28 protein-coding genes are annotated in these 17,125 nt (G+C 41.2%); all 28 read left to right on the top strand.

Annotation, left to right across the window (positions count from 1 at the left end; all coding sequences use genetic code 11):
- Window positions 1–20 precede the first annotated feature (20 nt).
- The 28 genes from ACQKEV_RS15675 to secY all read left to right on the top strand — a co-directional run bounded on the left by ACQKEV_RS15675 (window position 21) and on the right by secY (window position 17,113).
- Window positions 21–269, top strand: coding sequence for a ribosomal L7Ae/L30e/S12e/Gadd45 family protein (locus tag ACQKEV_RS15675; protein WP_427447461.1), 249 nt, complete (start codon window positions 21–23; stop codon window positions 267–269).
- A gap of 101 nt (window positions 270–370) precedes the next feature.
- A complete protein-coding gene (gene rpsL, locus ACQKEV_RS15670) occupies window positions 371–793 on the top strand; it encodes a 30S ribosomal protein S12 (protein WP_016429877.1) in 423 nt (140 codons plus the stop codon).
- A gap of 42 nt (window positions 794–835) precedes the next feature.
- Window positions 836–1,306 carry a 30S ribosomal protein S7 gene (rpsG, locus tag ACQKEV_RS15665; protein WP_394191247.1) on the top strand — a complete coding sequence of 157 codons (471 nt, stop codon included), beginning with the start codon at window positions 836–838 and terminating at the stop codon, window positions 1,304–1,306.
- 50 nt (window positions 1,307–1,356) lie between these two features.
- On the top strand, window positions 1,357–3,432 hold the full coding sequence (gene fusA / locus ACQKEV_RS15660) for an elongation factor G (protein WP_427447460.1): 2,076 nt from the start codon (window positions 1,357–1,359) through the stop codon (window positions 3,430–3,432).
- 131 nt (window positions 3,433–3,563) lie between these two features.
- Window positions 3,564–4,751: an elongation factor Tu gene (gene tuf, locus ACQKEV_RS15655; RefSeq protein WP_427447459.1), complete on the top strand. Its 1,188-nt coding sequence runs from the start codon at window positions 3,564–3,566 to the stop codon at window positions 4,749–4,751.
- 323 nt (window positions 4,752–5,074) lie between these two features.
- Window positions 5,075–6,391, top strand: coding sequence for a Na+/H+ antiporter family protein (locus ACQKEV_RS15650; protein ID WP_427447457.1), 1,317 nt, complete (start codon window positions 5,075–5,077; stop codon window positions 6,389–6,391).
- Between the two features lie 255 nt (window positions 6,392–6,646).
- The gene (rpsJ, locus tag ACQKEV_RS15645; RefSeq protein ID WP_004233624.1) at window positions 6,647–6,955 is read left to right on the top strand and encodes a 30S ribosomal protein S10; all 309 of its coding nucleotides are present in this window, start codon (window positions 6,647–6,649) and stop codon (window positions 6,953–6,955) included.
- Between the two features lie 50 nt (window positions 6,956–7,005).
- The gene (rplC, locus tag ACQKEV_RS15640; RefSeq protein ID WP_427447455.1) at window positions 7,006–7,635 is read left to right on the top strand and encodes a 50S ribosomal protein L3; all 630 of its coding nucleotides are present in this window, start codon (window positions 7,006–7,008) and stop codon (window positions 7,633–7,635) included.
- Between the two features lie 26 nt (window positions 7,636–7,661).
- Window positions 7,662–8,285, top strand: coding sequence for a 50S ribosomal protein L4 (gene rplD / locus ACQKEV_RS15635; RefSeq protein ID WP_427447454.1), 624 nt, complete (start codon window positions 7,662–7,664; stop codon window positions 8,283–8,285).
- Window positions 8,285–8,569, top strand: coding sequence for a 50S ribosomal protein L23 (rplW, locus tag ACQKEV_RS15630; protein ID WP_016429884.1), 285 nt, complete (start codon window positions 8,285–8,287; stop codon window positions 8,567–8,569). The genes rplD and rplW overlap by 1 nt, the downstream gene beginning before the upstream one ends.
- A 45-nt stretch (window positions 8,570–8,614) precedes the next feature.
- Window positions 8,615–9,445 (top strand): 50S ribosomal protein L2, encoded by an 831-nt coding sequence (rplB, locus tag ACQKEV_RS15625; protein WP_427447452.1) that lies wholly within the window; start codon window positions 8,615–8,617, stop codon window positions 9,443–9,445.
- A 60-nt stretch (window positions 9,446–9,505) separates the two neighbouring features.
- Complete coding sequence (gene rpsS, locus ACQKEV_RS15620; RefSeq protein WP_016429886.1) at window positions 9,506–9,784, top strand: 30S ribosomal protein S19; 279 nt, start codon at window positions 9,506–9,508, stop codon at window positions 9,782–9,784.
- 19 nt (window positions 9,785–9,803) lie between these two features.
- The gene (rplV, locus tag ACQKEV_RS15615) at window positions 9,804–10,145 is read left to right on the top strand and encodes a 50S ribosomal protein L22 (RefSeq protein WP_016429887.1); all 342 of its coding nucleotides are present in this window, start codon (window positions 9,804–9,806) and stop codon (window positions 10,143–10,145) included.
- A 3-nt stretch (window positions 10,146–10,148) separates the two neighbouring features.
- Entirely contained in the window at window positions 10,149–10,805 is a 657-nt protein-coding gene (gene rpsC, locus ACQKEV_RS15610; protein ID WP_427447449.1) for a 30S ribosomal protein S3, read from the top strand.
- A 1-nt stretch (window position 10,806) separates the two neighbouring features.
- On the top strand, window positions 10,807–11,241 hold the full coding sequence (rplP, locus tag ACQKEV_RS15605) for a 50S ribosomal protein L16 (protein ID WP_016429889.1): 435 nt from the start codon (window positions 10,807–10,809) through the stop codon (window positions 11,239–11,241).
- Window positions 11,231–11,431, top strand: a complete 201-nt coding sequence (gene rpmC / locus ACQKEV_RS15600; RefSeq protein WP_016429890.1) for a 50S ribosomal protein L29 — start codon at window positions 11,231–11,233, stop codon at window positions 11,429–11,431. Before rplP ends, rpmC begins: the two co-directional genes overlap by 11 nt.
- A gap of 18 nt (window positions 11,432–11,449) precedes the next feature.
- Window positions 11,450–11,713 (top strand): 30S ribosomal protein S17, encoded by a 264-nt coding sequence (gene rpsQ / locus ACQKEV_RS15595; protein WP_016429891.1) that lies wholly within the window; start codon window positions 11,450–11,452, stop codon window positions 11,711–11,713.
- A 45-nt stretch (window positions 11,714–11,758) separates the two neighbouring features.
- Entirely contained in the window at window positions 11,759–12,127 is a 369-nt protein-coding gene (gene rplN, locus ACQKEV_RS15590; protein WP_016429892.1) for a 50S ribosomal protein L14, read from the top strand.
- Between the two features lie 36 nt (window positions 12,128–12,163).
- Complete coding sequence (rplX, locus tag ACQKEV_RS15585; RefSeq protein ID WP_427447446.1) at window positions 12,164–12,475, top strand: 50S ribosomal protein L24; 312 nt, start codon at window positions 12,164–12,166, stop codon at window positions 12,473–12,475.
- Window positions 12,476–12,500: 25 nt separating this feature from the next.
- Window positions 12,501–13,040: a 50S ribosomal protein L5 gene (gene rplE, locus ACQKEV_RS15580; RefSeq protein WP_016429894.1), complete on the top strand. Its 540-nt coding sequence runs from the start codon at window positions 12,501–12,503 to the stop codon at window positions 13,038–13,040.
- A 19-nt stretch (window positions 13,041–13,059) separates the two neighbouring features.
- Window positions 13,060–13,245, top strand: coding sequence for a type Z 30S ribosomal protein S14 (locus ACQKEV_RS15575; RefSeq protein ID WP_016429895.1), 186 nt, complete (start codon window positions 13,060–13,062; stop codon window positions 13,243–13,245).
- A gap of 29 nt (window positions 13,246–13,274) precedes the next feature.
- Window positions 13,275–13,673 carry a 30S ribosomal protein S8 gene (rpsH, locus tag ACQKEV_RS15570; RefSeq protein ID WP_016429896.1) on the top strand — a complete coding sequence of 133 codons (399 nt, stop codon included), beginning with the start codon at window positions 13,275–13,277 and terminating at the stop codon, window positions 13,671–13,673.
- Window positions 13,674–13,703: 30 nt separating this feature from the next.
- Entirely contained in the window at window positions 13,704–14,243 is a 540-nt protein-coding gene (gene rplF, locus ACQKEV_RS15565) for a 50S ribosomal protein L6 (RefSeq protein ID WP_427447444.1), read from the top strand.
- A gap of 32 nt (window positions 14,244–14,275) precedes the next feature.
- Window positions 14,276–14,632 (top strand): 50S ribosomal protein L18, encoded by a 357-nt coding sequence (gene rplR, locus ACQKEV_RS15560; RefSeq protein WP_016429898.1) that lies wholly within the window; start codon window positions 14,276–14,278, stop codon window positions 14,630–14,632.
- Window positions 14,633–14,653: 21 nt separating this feature from the next.
- Window positions 14,654–15,154 carry a 30S ribosomal protein S5 gene (gene rpsE / locus ACQKEV_RS15555; protein ID WP_016429899.1) on the top strand — a complete coding sequence of 167 codons (501 nt, stop codon included), beginning with the start codon at window positions 14,654–14,656 and terminating at the stop codon, window positions 15,152–15,154.
- Between the two features lie 14 nt (window positions 15,155–15,168).
- The gene (rpmD, locus tag ACQKEV_RS15550) at window positions 15,169–15,348 is read left to right on the top strand and encodes a 50S ribosomal protein L30 (protein WP_016429900.1); all 180 of its coding nucleotides are present in this window, start codon (window positions 15,169–15,171) and stop codon (window positions 15,346–15,348) included.
- A 32-nt stretch (window positions 15,349–15,380) separates the two neighbouring features.
- The gene (rplO, locus tag ACQKEV_RS15545) at window positions 15,381–15,821 is read left to right on the top strand and encodes a 50S ribosomal protein L15 (RefSeq protein WP_269926752.1); all 441 of its coding nucleotides are present in this window, start codon (window positions 15,381–15,383) and stop codon (window positions 15,819–15,821) included.
- Window positions 15,821–17,113 (top strand): preprotein translocase subunit SecY, encoded by a 1,293-nt coding sequence (secY, locus tag ACQKEV_RS15540; protein ID WP_269926753.1) that lies wholly within the window; start codon window positions 15,821–15,823, stop codon window positions 17,111–17,113. Before rplO ends, secY begins: the two co-directional genes overlap by 1 nt.
- Window positions 17,114–17,125 lie beyond the last annotated feature (12 nt).

The following is a 17,125-nucleotide window of genomic DNA, read 5'->3' as shown; positions in this document are numbered from 1 at the left end:
GTCTTTGGAGGATATGCTAAATGTCTTATGAAAAAGTTAATCAGGCGATGAAAACCGTCATCGGTACTAAGCAAACAGTAAAAGCAATCCATGGTGGCCATGTAGTAGAAATTCTCGTGGCTCGTGATGCAGACAACCGGATCACTCAACCAGCTATTCAGTTAGCTGAAGAAAAAGGTGTGAAGATTGACTTTGTAGAGTCTAAAATAGAACTCGGTAAAGCCTGCGGACTTCAAGTGGGTGCAGCAGTTGTTGCAATTACTGTGTAACAGTTTTTGTGTATGAAAACACAAAGACTTTGTTTTTTACCCAAAAATGAACCACCTGGATGTGTGGTATTACAACGATAACAAGAAGGGAGGAATAATCGATGCCTACAATTAACCAATTGGTACGTAAGCCTCGTAAATCCAAAACAGTCAAATCTGGCTCACCAGCATTGAACAAAGGGTATAACAGCTCTAAAAAAACGTTAACAAACGTTAGTTCACCGCAAAAACGTGGGGTTTGTACTCGTGTTGGTACAATGACACCGAAAAAACCTAACTCAGCGCTTCGTAAATATGCGCGTGTACGTTTAACTAACCTAATTGAGGTTACTGCGTACATCCCGGGTGAAGGCCACAACCTTCAAGAACACAGTGTTGTTCTAATCCGTGGAGGACGAGTTAAAGATTTACCGGGTGTTCGTTACCATATCGTACGTGGTGCTCTTGATACTGCCGGTGTAAACGGTCGTATGCAAAGTCGCTCACTATACGGTACTAAACGCCCTAAAGTTAAAAAAAGCTAATTAAAAATAAAACTATAGATCTCATCGAAAGGAGGAAAACACATGCCTCGTAAAGGTCCTGTTTCCAAACGTGACGTGTTACCAGATCCAATTTATAATTCAAAACTTGTAACTCGTTTAATCAATAAAATGATGGTAGATGGTAAAAGAGGTACTTCTCAAAAAATTCTTTATGGAGCGTTTGAACTTGTTCAAGAACGTTCAGGTAAAGATCCTTTAGAAGTATTTGATGCAGCATTAGCTAACATCATGCCAGTACTTGAAGTTAAAGCTCGCCGTGTTGGTGGTTCTAACTATCAGGTGCCAATCGAAGTTCGTCCAGAACGTCGTTCTACATTAGGTCTTCGCTACCTAGTTAACTATTCTCGTCTTCGTGGGGAGAAAACTATGGAAGAGCGTTTAGCTAACGAAATTCTTGACGCTTCTAACAACACAGGTTCTTCTGTGAAGAAACGTGAAGATATGCATAAAATGGCGGAAGCGAACAAAGCATTCGCTCACTACCGCTGGTAGGATTTTTCATCCACTAATCATTCTAATTTGAGATGGAAGGAGATTACAAAATGGCTAGAGAATTCTCCTTAGAGAATACACGTAACATTGGTATCATGGCTCATATTGATGCTGGTAAAACAACAACTACTGAGCGTATTCTTTATTACACTGGTAAAATCCATAAAATTGGTGAAACGCACGAAGGTGCATCACAAATGGACTGGATGGAGCAAGAGCAAGAGCGTGGAATCACGATCACTTCTGCTGCAACAACAGCTGCATGGAAAGGCCACCGCGTAAACATCATCGATACTCCTGGTCACGTAGACTTCACTGTTGAAGTTGAACGTTCACTTCGCGTACTTGATGGTGCTGTAACGGTTCTTGATGCGCAATCTGGTGTTGAACCACAAACTGAAACAGTATGGCGCCAAGCTACAACTTACGGCGTACCACGTATTGTTTTCATAAACAAAATGGATAAATTGGGTGCAGACTTCCTATACTCTGTAGGAACTCTACACGATCGTTTACAAGCGAACGCGCATCCAGTACAACTTCCAATTGGTACAGAAGAAGACTTCAGTGCAATTATCGACCTTATTGAAATGAATGCTACTTTCTACGGTAACGAAGATGGTACTGCAATTACAGAAGGCGAAATTCCTGAATCACATAAAGCTCAAGCTGCAGAATACCGTGAGAAATTAATCGAAGCGGTAGCTAGCGTTGACGAAGATCTTATGGAGAAATACCTTGAAGGTGAAGAAATCTCAAATGCAGAGTTGAAAGCGGCTATCCGTAAAGCAACTATCGCAGTTGAATTCTACCCAGTTATTTGTGGTTCAGCATTCAAACACAAAGGTGTTCGAAAAATGCTTGACGCAGTAGTTGATTACCTTCCAGCTCCAACAGACGTACCATCAATTAAAGGTATCTTACCTGATTCTGATGAAGAAGTTGTTCGCAAGTCTAACGACTCAGAACCATTCTCTGCATTAGCATTCAAAGTAATGACTGACCCTTATGTTGGTAAATTAACATTCTTCCGTGTGTACTCTGGTGTTCTTGAATCAGGTTCATACGTACAAAACTCTACTAAAGGTAAACGTGAGCGTGTAGGTCGTATCCTACAAATGCACGCGAATAGCCGTGAAGAGATTTCTAAAGTTTACTCTGGTGATATCGCTGCTGCTGTTGGTCTTAAAGACACTACAACAGGTGATACTCTATGTGACGAGAAAAACCAAGTTATTCTTGAATCAATGGAATTCCCAGAGCCAGTTATCTCTTTATCTGTAGAACCGAAGTCAAAAGCTGATCAAGATAAAATGGGTCAAGCTTTACAAAAACTTCAAGAAGAAGATCCAACTTTCCGCGCTCATACTGACGTAGAAACTGGACAAACAATCATCTCTGGTATGGGTGAACTTCACCTTGATATCTTAGTTGACCGTATGCGCCGTGAATTTAAAGTAGAAGCTAACGTTGGTGCTCCAATGGTATCTTACCGTGAGACATTCCGTGAGTCTGCTCAAGTTGAAGGTAAATTCGTACGTCAATCTGGTGGTCGTGGTCAATTCGGACACGTTTGGATTGAATTCTCTCCAAACGAAGAAGGAAAAGGCTTTGAATTCGTAAATGGTGTTGTTGGTGGTGTTGTACCACGTGAATACATCCCAGCTGTTGAAGCAGGTCTTCGTGACTCTTTAAACAATGGTGTACTTGCTGGATACCCACTTATCGACATTAAGGCTCGTCTATTTGACGGTTCTTACCATGATGTCGATTCAAATGAAATGGCGTTCAAAATTGCTGCATCTATGGCATTGAAAAACGCAATTTCAAAATGTAAACCAGTTCTTCTTGAACCAATGATGAAAGTGGAAGTAGTAATTCCTGAAGAATACTTAGGAGATATTATGGGTAACATCACTTCTCGCCGTGGACGCGTAGAAGGTATGGACGCTCGTGGTAATTCACAAGTTGTTCGTTCAATGGTTCCACTTGCTGAGATGTTTGGTTATGCGACAACACTTCGTTCTGCAACTCAAGGTCGTGGAGTATTCTCTATGACTTTCGATCACTACGAAGAAGTGCCGAAATCAATTTCAGAAGAAATTATCAAAAAAAATAAAGGTTAATCATTGAAGTTTGATTTTTAATCTTGTATAACTATTTTGTAAGCTTTGAATGATGGTGGATCTAGACCATCATCATTCATTGTATAAAAAATAAAAAACTATTCATTTAAATTTTGAGGAGGACATCCCTAATGGCAAAAGCTAAATTCGATCGTTCTAAAACACATGCTAACATTGGTACAATCGGTCACGTTGACCATGGTAAAACAACTTTAACAGCTGCAATCGCAACAGTTCTTGCAAAACGTTCTGGTGGTACTGCAATGAGCTATGCACAAATCGATAACGCTCCTGAAGAAAAAGAGCGCGGAATCACAATCAACACTTCTCACGTTGAGTATGAAACTGCTGCTCGTCACTATGCACACGTTGACTGCCCAGGACATGCCGATTATGTTAAAAACATGATCACTGGTGCTGCACAAATGGACGGCGGGATCTTAGTAGTATCTGCTGCTGACGGCCCAATGCCACAAACTCGTGAGCACATCCTTCTTTCACGTCAAGTTGGTGTTCCTTACTTAGTAGTCTTCATGAACAAATGTGACATGGTAGACGACGAAGAGTTACTTGAATTAGTAGAAATGGAAGTTCGTGATCTTCTTTCTGACTATGACTTCCCTGGCGACGACATTCCAGTAATCAAAGGTTCAGCTCTTAAAGCATTAGAAGGCGAAGCTGATTGGGAAGAGAAAATCGTTGAATTAATGGACGCTGTTGACTCTTATATCCCAACTCCAGCACGTCAAACTGACAAACCATTCATGATGCCTGTTGAGGATGTATTCTCAATCACAGGTCGTGGTACAGTTGCAACTGGTCGTGTTGAGCGTGGACAAGTTAAAGTTGGTGACGTTGTTGACATCATCGGTATCGTTGAAGAGCCGAAAGCAACTACAGTAACTGGCGTTGAAATGTTCCGTAAACTTCTTGACTATGCAGAAGCTGGTGACAACATCGGTGCTCTTCTTCGTGGAGTAGCTCGTGAAGATATCCAACGTGGACAAGTATTGGCTAAACCAGGTTCAATCACTCCACATACTGAATTCAAAGCAGAAGTTTATGTTTTATCAAAAGAAGAAGGTGGACGTCACACTCCATTCTTCACTAACTACCGTCCTCAGTTCTACTTCCGTACAACTGACGTAACTGGTATCTGTAACTTACCTGAAGGCGTTGAAATGGTTATGCCTGGAGACAACATCGAAATGACTGTTGCTCTTATCGCTCCAATCGCGCTTGAAGAAGGTACTAAGTTCTCTATCCGTGAGGGTGGACGTACTGTTGGTGCTGGCGTAGTTGCTACTATCACTAAATAATTAAACCTTTTCAAAAACCTTGCCGGGACGCTGGCAAGGTTTTTTTGTTTTAGTAAGTTCTATTTAAGATATTGATATGGAAGAACTAAAAGTGAACGTTTGCATTTTACATGCCGCAAGAGTGTTAAGTGTAAGCCATTCATACATATTGGATGATGCTACAAGCGCAATGTGCAATAAACAAAAAACTTTAACAAGCTCATATAAAATTCTATTGAATGATCTTACGCAAGCGAATTGTTGACTTTTTTAAAACAATTTGATATCCTTTAGTCTGTTGTTCTAATACACTAGTGAACTAAAGTATAAGGAGAGTTTAATATATGAATGCAGTATTAATCGCTGTAGCAGTCATGTTGCTACTTAGTTTATTGCGAGTGAACGTTGTGTTTGCGTTGCTTGTAGGGGCCATTTCAGGAGGTCTAGCAGGTGGATTATCCATGACGGATACAATTACCGCCTTTACAGACGGATTGGGTGGAGGAGCTTCCATTGCTTTAAGCTACGCTCTACTTGGCGGATTTGCCGTCGCTATTTCGAAGACAGGGATTCCGGAACTGCTTGTTGCCAGTATTCTGAAGTTAATTAAAAAAGATGGAGAGACAGAGAAAACTGCATTAGCTAAAACGCTTATCATATTGGCGTTGCTTCTAATGGCTGTGTTCTCTCAGAATTTAATTCCGATTCACATTGCTTTTATTCCTTTGCTTGTACCACCCATTATCCATGTGATGAATTTGCTTAAACTTGATCGACGTCTCATCGCTTCTGTACTGACGTTTGGTTTAACTGCGCCATACATTTTATTGCCATATGGTTTCGGTTTTATCTTCCATGAAATCATCGCTACACAAATGGAAGCTGCAGGTCTTGCGATCAATATGAAAGATATTCCGTATGCAATGTTAATTCCAACAGGAGGACTTGTTGTCGGTCTATTAATTGCCGTATTCTTTTCTTATAGAAAACCAAGAGAGTATGAACGAGATATTACAATAGAAGCAACACAAACAATTCTTGTGAAGAAAAAAGATATTGTCTTTACTATCTTTGCTTTAATCGCTGCTCTCGTGGCACAAATTCAAACGGAGTCAATGATTATTGGAGCGCTTGCTGGAATTCTGACACTCTATGTTTCGGGAGTGCTCAAGTGGAAAGAAGCCGACTTCCTTCTGACAGAAGGTATGCGCATGATGGCATTCATCGGTTTTGTTATGATTACTGCAAATGGATTTGCATCTGTCATTCAAGCTACTGGAGATATTGAATCAATGGTCGGAAGTGCTTCTGCATTATTAGAAGGTAACAAAGCGCTTGCAGCTATGCTCATGCTCGTCATTGGATTGTTGATTACAATGGGAATTGGTTCTTCGTTCGCGACGATTCCAATTATTACTGCCATTTTCGTTCCACTTGCTATAGAGTTTGGTTTTAGTCCGCTAGCAATCATTGCATTGATTGGTACAGCTGGTGCTCTTGGAGACGCAGGATCGCCAGCATCAGACAGTACGCTCGGACCGACTTCAGGATTAAACGTAGATGGTCAGCACAATCACATCTGGGATACATGCGTACCTACGTTCATTCATTACAACATTCCGCTATTGGTATTCGGATGGATTGCAGTTATGGTTCTTTAAAAGCAAGAACTTAATGTTCGGACTATTTCTTAAGCTATTGAAAGAAACAGTGTTTCATCATACAATGAGTAAAGATTAAAAGAGTTTCGTTAAAACACTTGCGGAATTCTTTTTCTTTATGTATACTATTTAATGTTGGTCTTTGACTGCGATGATGCGAGAGGTTACTGACACACCCGGCCGCTTTGCCATGGCGGGTGGTTAGAAAATTTTCGTTGAGAATGTCTAGTAATTAGGCGAAAAGGAGGGAAAATAATGGCAAAACAAAAAATTCGTATCCGTTTGAAAGCGTATGATCACCGAATTCTTGATCAGTCTGCTGAAAAAATTGTGGAAACTGCAAAGCGTTCAGGTGCAAGTGTATCAGGTCCGATTCCACTTCCAACTGAGAAGTCTGTGTACACAATTCTTCGTGCGGTTCACAAGTACAAAGATTCTCGTGAACAATTCGAAATGCGTACGCATAAACGTCTGATCGATATCGTTAACCCAACACCACAAACTGTTGATGCGTTAATGAAGCTTGACTTACCATCTGGCGTTGATATTGAAATCAAACTTTAATGGTAAACAACAAATAGAACTAAACACAATTACTGTAGGAGGTGTGACAAATGACCAAAGGAATCTTAGGTAGAAAAATCGGTATGACGCAAGTATTTGCTGAGAACGGTGACTTAATCCCTGTAACTGTAATTGAAGCTGCTCCAAACGTAGTGCTTCAAAAGAAATCAGTTGAAACAGACGGCTATGAAGCGATCCAATTAGGTTTTGAAGATAAGCGTGAAAAGCTTTCTAACAAACCTGCTAAAGGACACGTAGCAAAAGCTAGCACTGCTCCTAAGCGCTTCATCCGTGAATTCCGCGGCTTGAATATTGCTGAGTACGAGGTTGGTCAAGAAGTCAAAGTTGAAAGTTTCGCAGAAGGCGATGTAGTAGATGTATCTGGTGTGACAAAAGGTAAAGGTTTCCAAGGTGTTATTAAACGCCACGGACAATCTCGCGGACCTATGGCTCACGGATCTCGTTACCACCGTCGTCCTGGTTCAATGGGGCCTGTTGCTCCGAACCGCGTATTCAAACAAAAGAAATTACCTGGTCAAATGGGTGGCACTATGGTAACGATCCAAAACTTAGAAATCGTAAAAGTTGATGCTGATCGTAACTTGCTACTTGTTAAAGGTAATGTTCCTGGTTCTCGTAAAGCATTAGTAGTAGTTAAAACTGCTATCAAAGCTAACTAATTATATAGAGGAAGGAGGAAACAGGAATGCCAAAGGTATCTTTACTTAACCAAACAGGTTCATCTGTTGGTGAAATCGAATTAAACGATGCGGTTTTCGGAATCGCGCCAAACAGTAATGTATTATTTGATGCTGTAGTCGCTCAACGTGCGTCACTTCGTCAAGGTAATCATAAAGTTAAAAACCGTTCTGAAGTTGCTGGTGGTGGTCGTAAGCCATGGAAACAAAAAGGAACAGGTCGTGCTCGTCAAGGTTCGATTCGTTCTCCACAATGGCGTGGCGGTGGTGTTGTATTCGGTCCAGTTCCACGTAGCTATAGCTACAAATTACCGAAGAAAGTTCGTCGTTTAGCTCTACGTTCTGCTCTATCTGCAAAAGTGTTAGAAGAGAATTTCGTAGTACTTGAAGGCTTAGCTTTCAACGCACCAAAAACAAAAGATTTCTTGAAAGTGTTGAAAGACCTTTCTATCGAGAAAAAAGCTTTGTTCGTTACAGCTGAACTTGATGAAAACTTAGCATTATCTGCTCGTAACATCCCAGGAGTAACAGTCGTAACAGCAACAGGCATTAATGTTCTTGACTTGCTTGGACATGACAAAATTGTTGTGACAAAAGCTGCAGTAGAAAAAATCGAGGAGGTGCTTGGATAATGGAAGCACGTGATATTATTAAACGTCCGGTCATTACCGAGCGTTCTTCTGAAATCATGGAAGAGAAAAAGTACACTTTCTTAGTGGACACTCGCGCCAACAAAACTCAAGTTAAACACGCAATCGAAGAAATCTTTGGAGTAGATGTTGAGAAAGTTAACATCATGAACTACAAAGGTAAATTCAAACGCGTTGGTAAATTCGGTGGATACACTAACAAACGCCGTAAAGCAATTGTTAAGTTGACTGCTGATAGCAAAGACATCGAATTATTCGAAGTTTAATCCATACAGGATTTAAATTGAACTAACAAGAAGGAGGGAATAAACATGGCGATTAAAAAGTACAAACCTACCTCCAATGGTCGACGTAACATGACAGCTTCTGATTTCGCTGAAATCACGACAAACAAGCCTGAGAAATCATTGCTTGAGCCTGTCAAACGTAAAGGCGGCCGTAATAACCAAGGTAAGTTAACTGTTCGTCATCATGGTGGCGGCCATAAGCGTCAATACCGTGTCATCGATTTCAAACGATTTAAAGATGGCATTCCAGGACGCGTTGCTACTATTGAGTATGATCCAAACCGCTCTGCGAATATCGCATTAATTAACTACTTAGACGGTGAAAAACGTTACATCCTAGCACCTAAAGGCTTAGAAGTTGGCATGACTATCTTGTCAGGTCCAGAAGCTGATATCAAAGTAGGTAACGCATTACCATTACAAAACATCCCTATGGGTTCTACAATCCATAACATCGAAATGAAGCCTGGTAAAGGTGGACAATTAGTACGTTCTGCTGGTACTTCTGCGCAAGTACTTGGTAAAGAAGATAAGTACGTAATTATTCGTCTTCAATCTGGTGAAGTTCGCATGATTTTAGGAACTTGCCGTGCTACAATTGGTCAAGTTGGTAATGAACAACATGAGTTAATCAACATTGGTAAAGCAGGTCGTAACCGTTGGTTAGGTAAACGCCCAACTGTACGTGGATCTGTAATGAACCCGAACGATCACCCACACGGTGGTGGTGAAGGACGCTCTCCAATCGGACGTAAATCACCAATGACTCCTTGGGGTAAACCAACTCTTGGTTACAAAACTCGTAAAAAGAAAAACAAATCCGACAAACTTATCATTCGTCGTCGTAAAAAATAATGTGATTCTTCTGCGGTTCCAACAGAGAGCCGTAGCGAGATCACTGAGGGAGGTTCCAAAATGGGTCGTAGCTTGAAAAAAGGACCTTTTGTTGATGACCATCTTATGAAGAAGGTTGACGCACAAAAGGATTCTGAGAAAAAACAAGTGATCAAAACTTGGTCTCGCCGTTCAACAATTTTCCCGACTTTTATCGGATTAACGATCGCAGTATATGATGGACGTAAACACGTTCCTGTATATGTGACTGAAGATATGGTAGGGCACAAATTGGGCGAATTCGCACCAACACGTGCGTATAAAGGCCATGGCAATGACGATAAGAAAACAAGACGCTAATTGAGAGGAGGATATCCTGATGCAAGCTAAAGCTATTGCTAAAACAGTGCGTATTGCCCCTCGTAAAGTACGATTAGTCGTTGATTTAATCCGAGGCAAGCAAATCGGTGAAGCAGTTGCGATTTTGCGCCTTACTCCTAAGGCGGCATCACCTGTTGTTGAAAAGGTGTTGAAATCTGCGGTTGCAAACGCTGAGCACAACTATGATTTAGATGTAAATAAACTAGTTATTTCTGAAGTTTTTGTTGACGAAGGTCCAACATTAAAACGTTTCCGTCCACGTGCAATGGGGCGTGCAAGCGCGATTAACAAACGCACAAGCCACATTACAATCGTGGTATCTGAGAAGAAGGAGGGATAATTCGTGGGTCAAAAAGTACATCCAATAGGATTACGTATCGGCATTATTCGTGACTGGGAGTCAAAATGGTACGCAGAAAAAGACTATGCAACTCTTCTTCACGAAGATTTAAAAATTCGTGGCTACATCGAAACACGTTTGAAAGAGGCTTCTGTTTCTAAAGTTGAAATCGAGCGCGCTGCAAACCGTGTTAACATTACAATTCACACTGCGAAACCAGGTATGGTTATTGGTAAAGGTGGTACTGAAGTGGAAGCACTTCGTAAAAACCTAACTGCTACTACTGGCAAGCGTGTTCATATCAACATCGTTGAAATCAAACGTGCGGATCTAGATGCAAAATTAGTTGCTGAAAACATTGCGCGTCAATTAGAAAACCGCGTATCTTTCCGTCGTGCACAAAAGCAATCATTACAACGCACTATGCGTGCTGGCGCTAAAGGTATTAAGACTCAAGTATCTGGACGTCTAGGCGGCGCTGACATCGCGCGTGCTGAACACTACAGTGAAGGAACTGTACCACTTCATACTTTACGTGCTGACATTGATTATGCACACGCTGAAGCTGACACAACTTATGGTAAGCTAGGTGTTAAAGTTTGGATCTATCGTGGTGAAGTCCTTCCAGTTAAGAAGAAATCTGTGGAAGGAGGCAAATAATATGTTAATGCCTAAACGCGTTAAATATCGTCGCGAACACCGCGGAAAAATGCGCGGAGAAGCGAAAGGCGGTAAAGAAATCACTTTCGGTGAATTCGGCTTACAAGCTGTTGAAGCTAGCTGGATCACTAACCGTCAAATCGAATCTTCTCGTATTGCAATGACACGTTACATGAAACGTGGCGGTAAAGTATGGATTAAAATTTTCCCACATAAACCTTACACTAAAAAGCCTCTTGAGGTTCGAATGGGTTCCGGTAAAGGTTCTCCTGAAGGTTGGGTAGCGGTAGTTAAACCAGGAAAGATCATGTTCGAAATCGCTGGTGTCTCTGAAGAGGTAGCACGCGAAGCACTTCGACTTGCATCACATAAGCTTCCTGTGAAATGTAAAATCGTAAAACGTGAAGAAATTGGTGGTGAATCTAATGAAAGCTAATGAACTCCGTGACCTTACCACTGCAGAAATCGAACAAAAAGTGAAATCACTGAAAGAAGAGCTTTTCAACCTTCGCTTCCAATTGGCGACTGGTCAATTAGAAAACACAGCACGCATTAGCCAAGTACGTAAAGCTATTGCGCGTATGAAAACTGTGATTCGTGAAAGAGAAATCAGTGCAAATAACTGATAAAGGAGGTTTTCGAGCATGACTGAGCGTAACCAACGCAAAGTATACACGGGCCGTGTTGTTTCTGACAAAATGGACAAAACTGTAACTGTTATGGTTGAAACATACAAAAAGCATAAGCTTTACGGTAAACGTGTTAAGTACTCTAAAAAGTTCAAGGCGCATGATGAGCAAAACGAAGCTAAATTAGGCGACGTAGTTCGTATCATGGAAACTCGTCCGTTGTCTGCTACAAAACGTTTCCGCCTAGTGGAAGTTGTAGAAAAAGCGGTTATTATCTAAATAGAAATTTCGGAACAGACCAAATTCCGAGAGGAGGTTACCTAAGTGATCCAACAAGAGAGTCGTATGAAAGTTGCTGACAACTCAGGTGCACGTGAAGTTTTAACTATTAAAGTTCTTGGTGGTTCTGGTCGTAAGACTGCTAACATCGGCGATATCGTCGTGTGTACAGTTAAGAAAGCAACACCAGGTGGCGTTGTCAAGAAGGGTGACGTCGTTAAAGCTGTTATCGTTCGCACTAAAAGCGGTGTACGCCGTAAAGACGGTACTTATATCAAATTCGATGAAAACGCATGCGTTATCATTCGTGACGATAAAGGGCCGCGCGGAACTCGTATTTTCGGACCTGTTGCACGTGAATTACGTGACAATAGCTTCATGAAAATCGTATCTTTAGCTCCGGAAGTTCTTTAATCAACTCGAAAGTGCTAAACAAGGAGGTGCGACAGAATGCATGTTAAAAAAGGCGACAAAGTTATGGTGATCTCAGGGAAAGAAAAAGGCAAAACTGGTACAATCATTGCTGCTTTTCCAAAGAAAGACCGTGTACTAGTTGAAGGTATGAATCTTGTGAAAAAGCACATGAAACCAAACCAGGCAAATCCACAAGGTGGAATTGTCAGCCAAGAGGCATCAATTCACGTATCGAACGTTATGTTAATCGACCCTAAATCAGGCGAGCCGACTCGCGTAAGTTATAAAGTGGAAGATGGCAAAAAAGTTCGTGTTGCAAAAAAATCTGGCGAACAAGTCGATAAATAAGTAAAAGAAGAAGGGAGGTACACACATGAACCGCCTAAAAGAAAAGTTTCTTAAGGAAGTTTCTCCTGCTCTAATGAGCAAGTTTGAATATAAATCAGTAATGCAAGTGCCACAAGTGGATAAAATCGTAATCAACATGGGTGTTGGTGACGCTGTTCAAAACACGAAAGCACTTGACGCTGCTGTAGAAGAATTAACTATTATCACAGGTCAAAAACCTGTTGTAACTAAAGCTAAGAAATCAATCGCTGGCTTCCGTCTTCGTGAAGGTATGCCAATCGGCGCGAAAGTAACATTACGCGGTGAGCGTATGTACGAATTCTTGGACAAATTAATTGCTATCTCTCTTCCACGTGTACGTGACTTCCGTGGTGTTTCTAAAAAAGCATTCGACGGTCGCGGTAACTACACACTAGGTGTGAAAGAACAATTGATCTTCCCTGAAATCGACTACGATAAAGTGTCTAAAGTACGCGGTATGGACATCGTAATTGTAACAACTGCGAACTCTGACGAAGAAGCTCGTGAGTTACTAACACAATTCGGAATGCCGTTCCAAAAGTAAACATAAGGGAGGCGTAAACGTGGCTAAAAAATCAATGATCGCTAAACAAAAGCGCACGCCAAAGCATAATGTACAAGCTTACACACGTTGTGAACGTTGCGGACGTCCGCATTCGGTCTTACGTAAATTTAAACTTTGCCGTATTTGTTTCCGTGAACTTGCTTACAAGGGACAAATTCCTGGCGTGAAAAAAGCCAGCTGGTAATCCCCTAAACTGGGAAGGAGGTTAATGTAATGACAATGACAGATCCGATTGCAGATATGCTGACACGTATTCGTAACGCGAACATGGTTCGCCACGAAAAACTGGAAGTACCTGCTTCAAACATGAAAAAAGAGATCGCTGAGATCCTTAAACGTGAAGGTTTTGTTCGTGACGTAGAATATGTAGAAGATAGCAAACAAGGTATCATTCGCATTTTCTTGAAATACGGTCAAAACAACGAGCGCGTTATTACTGGTTTAAAGCGTATTTCAAAACCTGGTCTTCGTGTATATGCGAAAACTAATGAAGTACCTAGAGTATTAAATGGACTTGGGATTGCTTTAGTTTCAACTTCTAATGGTCTATTAACTGATAAAGAAGCACGCGCTAAACAAGTTGGCGGCGAAATCGTAGCTTACGTTTGGTAAAAAGCAACAAACGAATGGAGGTGCAAATAAATGTCTCGTGTAGGTAAAAAACCAATTGAGGTTCCTGCTGACGTTACTGTAACAATTGGTCAAAACAATGAAGTTACTGTAAAAGGTCCAAAAGGCGAGCTTACTCGTACTTTTAATGCAGATATTAAAATCGAAAAAGAAGAAAACGTTGTTACTTTAACACGTCCTTCTGAATCAAAAGAACACCGTACGATTCACGGTACAACTCGTGCTTTGCTTGCAAACATGGTTGAAGGTGTATCTAAAGGGTTCGAACGTAACCTTGAGTTAGTTGGTGTTGGTTACCGTGCTTCTCTACAAGGTAATAAACTTGTATTGAACGTTGGTTTCTCTCATCCAGTAGAATTTACTCCTGAAGATGGCTTAGTTGTAGAAGTTCCTACAAACACTAAGATCAGCATCAAAGGAATTAACAAAGAGCGCGTTGGTGCATTAGCATCTAACATCCGTCAAACACGTCCACCAGAGCCGTATAAAGGTAAAGGTATTCGTTATGAAGGCGAAGTTGTTCGTCGTAAAGAAGGTAAAACAGGTAAATAATGCTGCCTAAGCATTAGAAAGGAGTGACCTCTGTGATTACGAAACAAGATAAAAATCAAGTTCGTAAAAAACGTCATGCACGTGTACGTTCTAAAATCACGGGTACAGCTGAACGTCCTCGTTTAAACGTATTCCGTTCTAATAAACATCTATACGCGCAATTGATCGATGATACTGCTGGTGTAACACTTGTAAGTGCTTCTACTATGGAAAAAGATTTCGATGGTAAAGGTAATGTAGAGTCTGCAATCGCAATCGGTGAATCAATCGCTAAACGTGCTACGGAAAAAAACATCAAATCTGTTGTATTCGACCGTGGCGGTTACTTATATCATGGACGCGTTAAAGCTTTAGCTGAAGCTGCTCGCGAAAATGGCTTAGAATTTTAATAAGAAGGAGGGACACATTTCATGCGTCGCATTGATCCAAACAAACTTGAACTTGAAGAACGCGTTGTTACTATTAACCGCGTAGCTAAAGTTGTAAAAGGTGGACGTCGTTTCCGCTTCACTGCATTGGTTGTTGTTGGTGACAAGAATGGCCACGTAGGATTCGGTACTGGTAAAGCACAAGAAGTACCTGATGCTATCCGTAAAGCAGTAGAAGATGCGAAGAAAAACCTGATCGAAGTGCCTATGGTACGTGGTACTACTCCACATTTAATTATTGGTAACTTTGGCGCTGGTGAAATCTTAATCAAGCCTGCTGCTCCTGGTACTGGTGTTATCGCTGGTGGTCCAGTTCGTGCAGTACTTGAGCTAGCTGGTATTACTGATATTCTTTCTAAATCTCTTGGTTCTAACACGCCAATCAACATGGTACGTGCTACAATCAATGGCTTAACTGGACTAAAACGTGCTGAGGACGTTGCTAAATTACGCGGCAAATCAGTTGAAGAGTTACTAGGTTAAGGGGGGAAATGACAATGGCAAAATTACAAGTTACCCTCACTAAAAGCGTGATTGGTTCTAAACCAGATCAACGTAAAACTGTAGAAGCTCTTGGCTTACGTAAAATGCATCAAACTGTTGAGCATGCTGACAACGCGGCTATCCGTGGGATGGTTGGGAAAGTAGCTCATTTAGTTTCTGTAAAGGAACTATAAAACGTACTTTAGAATAAGGAGGTGCCACACATATGAAACTGCATGAGTTAAAACCGGCAGAAGGATCTCGTTCTACGCGCAAGCGTAAAGGTCGCGGGATTGGTTCTGGTAATGGTAAAACTGCAGGTAAAGGTCATAAAGGTCAAAACGCTCGTTCTGGCGGCGGTGTTCGTCCAGGATTTGAAGGCGGTCAAAACCCATTGTTCCGACGCTTACCAAAACGCGGCTTTACGAACATTAATCGTAAAGAGTACGCTATTGTGAACCTTGATACATTAAACCGTTTCGAAGAAGGCACAGAGGTTACACCTGCATTGCTTATTGAAACAGGTTATGTGAGCAGCGAAAAAGCTGGAATCAAGATTCTCGGTAACGGATCTCTTGATAAAAAGCTTACTGTGAAAGCTCACAAGTTCTCAGCTTCTGCAAAAGAAGCAATTGAGACTGCGGGCGGACAAACAGAGGTGGTATAATGTTTCAGACAATCTCCAACTTTATGCGCGTTAGAGATATAAGAAATAAAATTATTTTCACTCTGTTGATGCTGATCGTTTTCCGTCTCGGAACATTCATTCCGGTACCTAACGTTGACGCTCAAGTGTTGCAAGCTACTGACCAATTCAGTCTAATTGGTTTCTTAAATACATTTGGTGGCGGTGCCCTTGCTAATTTCTCGATTTTAGCAATGGGAATCATGCCGTACATCACTGCATCCATCATTGTACAATTGTTACAAATGGATGTTGTACCGAAGTTTACGGAGTGGGCAAAACAAGGTGAAGTCGGAAGACGTAAACTTGCTCAGTTCACACGTTACTTCACAATCGTGTTAGCGTTCATTCAGGCGATGGCAATGTCATACGGATTTAACCGTATGTATGACGGATCTTTAATTAAAGCCGATGGCATTTCAACGTATGTTGTTATAGCAATTGTGTTAACAGGTGGAACTGCGTTCCTTCTTTGGTTATCTGAGCAGATCACTGCTAAAGGTGTAGGTAATGGAATTTCCATTATTATCTTTGCAGGTATCGTTGCTGCGATTCCAGGGGCTGCTAACCAAATCTATGCTTCACAAATTGAAGACGCTGGTGATCAATTATTTATCAAAATTGCGATTATGGCACTTCTTCTTTTAGCGATTATTGCAATTACTGTAGGAGTTATTTACGTTCAACAAGCGTTGCGTAAAATTCCGATTCAGTATGCAAAACGTGTAGCTGGACGTGGCACAACTGGTGCTCAACAGACACACTTACCGTTAAAAGTGAATGCAGCTGGTGTTATTCCAGTAATCTTCGCAGTGGCGTTTATCATTACACCACAAACACTTTCAACCTTCTTTGGACAGAATCGTGTAACAGATTTCATTCAGAACACATTTGATTACTCTCAACCGGTGGGCATGCTCATCTATGTAGCGTTAATCATTGCATTTACGTATTTCTATGCGTTCATTCAAGTGAATCCTGAAAATGTTGCCGATAACTTGAAAAAGCAAGGTGCTTACATCCCAGGTATTCGTCCAGGAAAGAACACTCAAGACTATTTAACAACAGTTTTGTATCGTTTAACTTTCGTTGGTGCGATCTTCCTTGCGATCGTAGCAATCATGCCGATTTTGTTCATTAATTTCGCTGGTCTTCCAGCTTCTGCTCAAATCGGTGGAACAAGCTTGCTAATCGTTGTCGGTGTTGCACTGGAAACGATGAAACAGCTAGAAGCTCAACTAGTGAAACGCCACTACAAAGGCTTCATGAAATAATGTTTGGTTTAG

It is taken from the genome of Paenisporosarcina sp. NPDC076907, assembly GCF_050269735.1.
Classification (GTDB): Bacteria; Bacillota; Bacilli; order Bacillales_A; family Planococcaceae; genus Paenisporosarcina.
The sequence above is the reverse complement of the archived record's forward strand: the minus strand, read 5'-3'. Positions and strand labels throughout refer to the sequence as shown.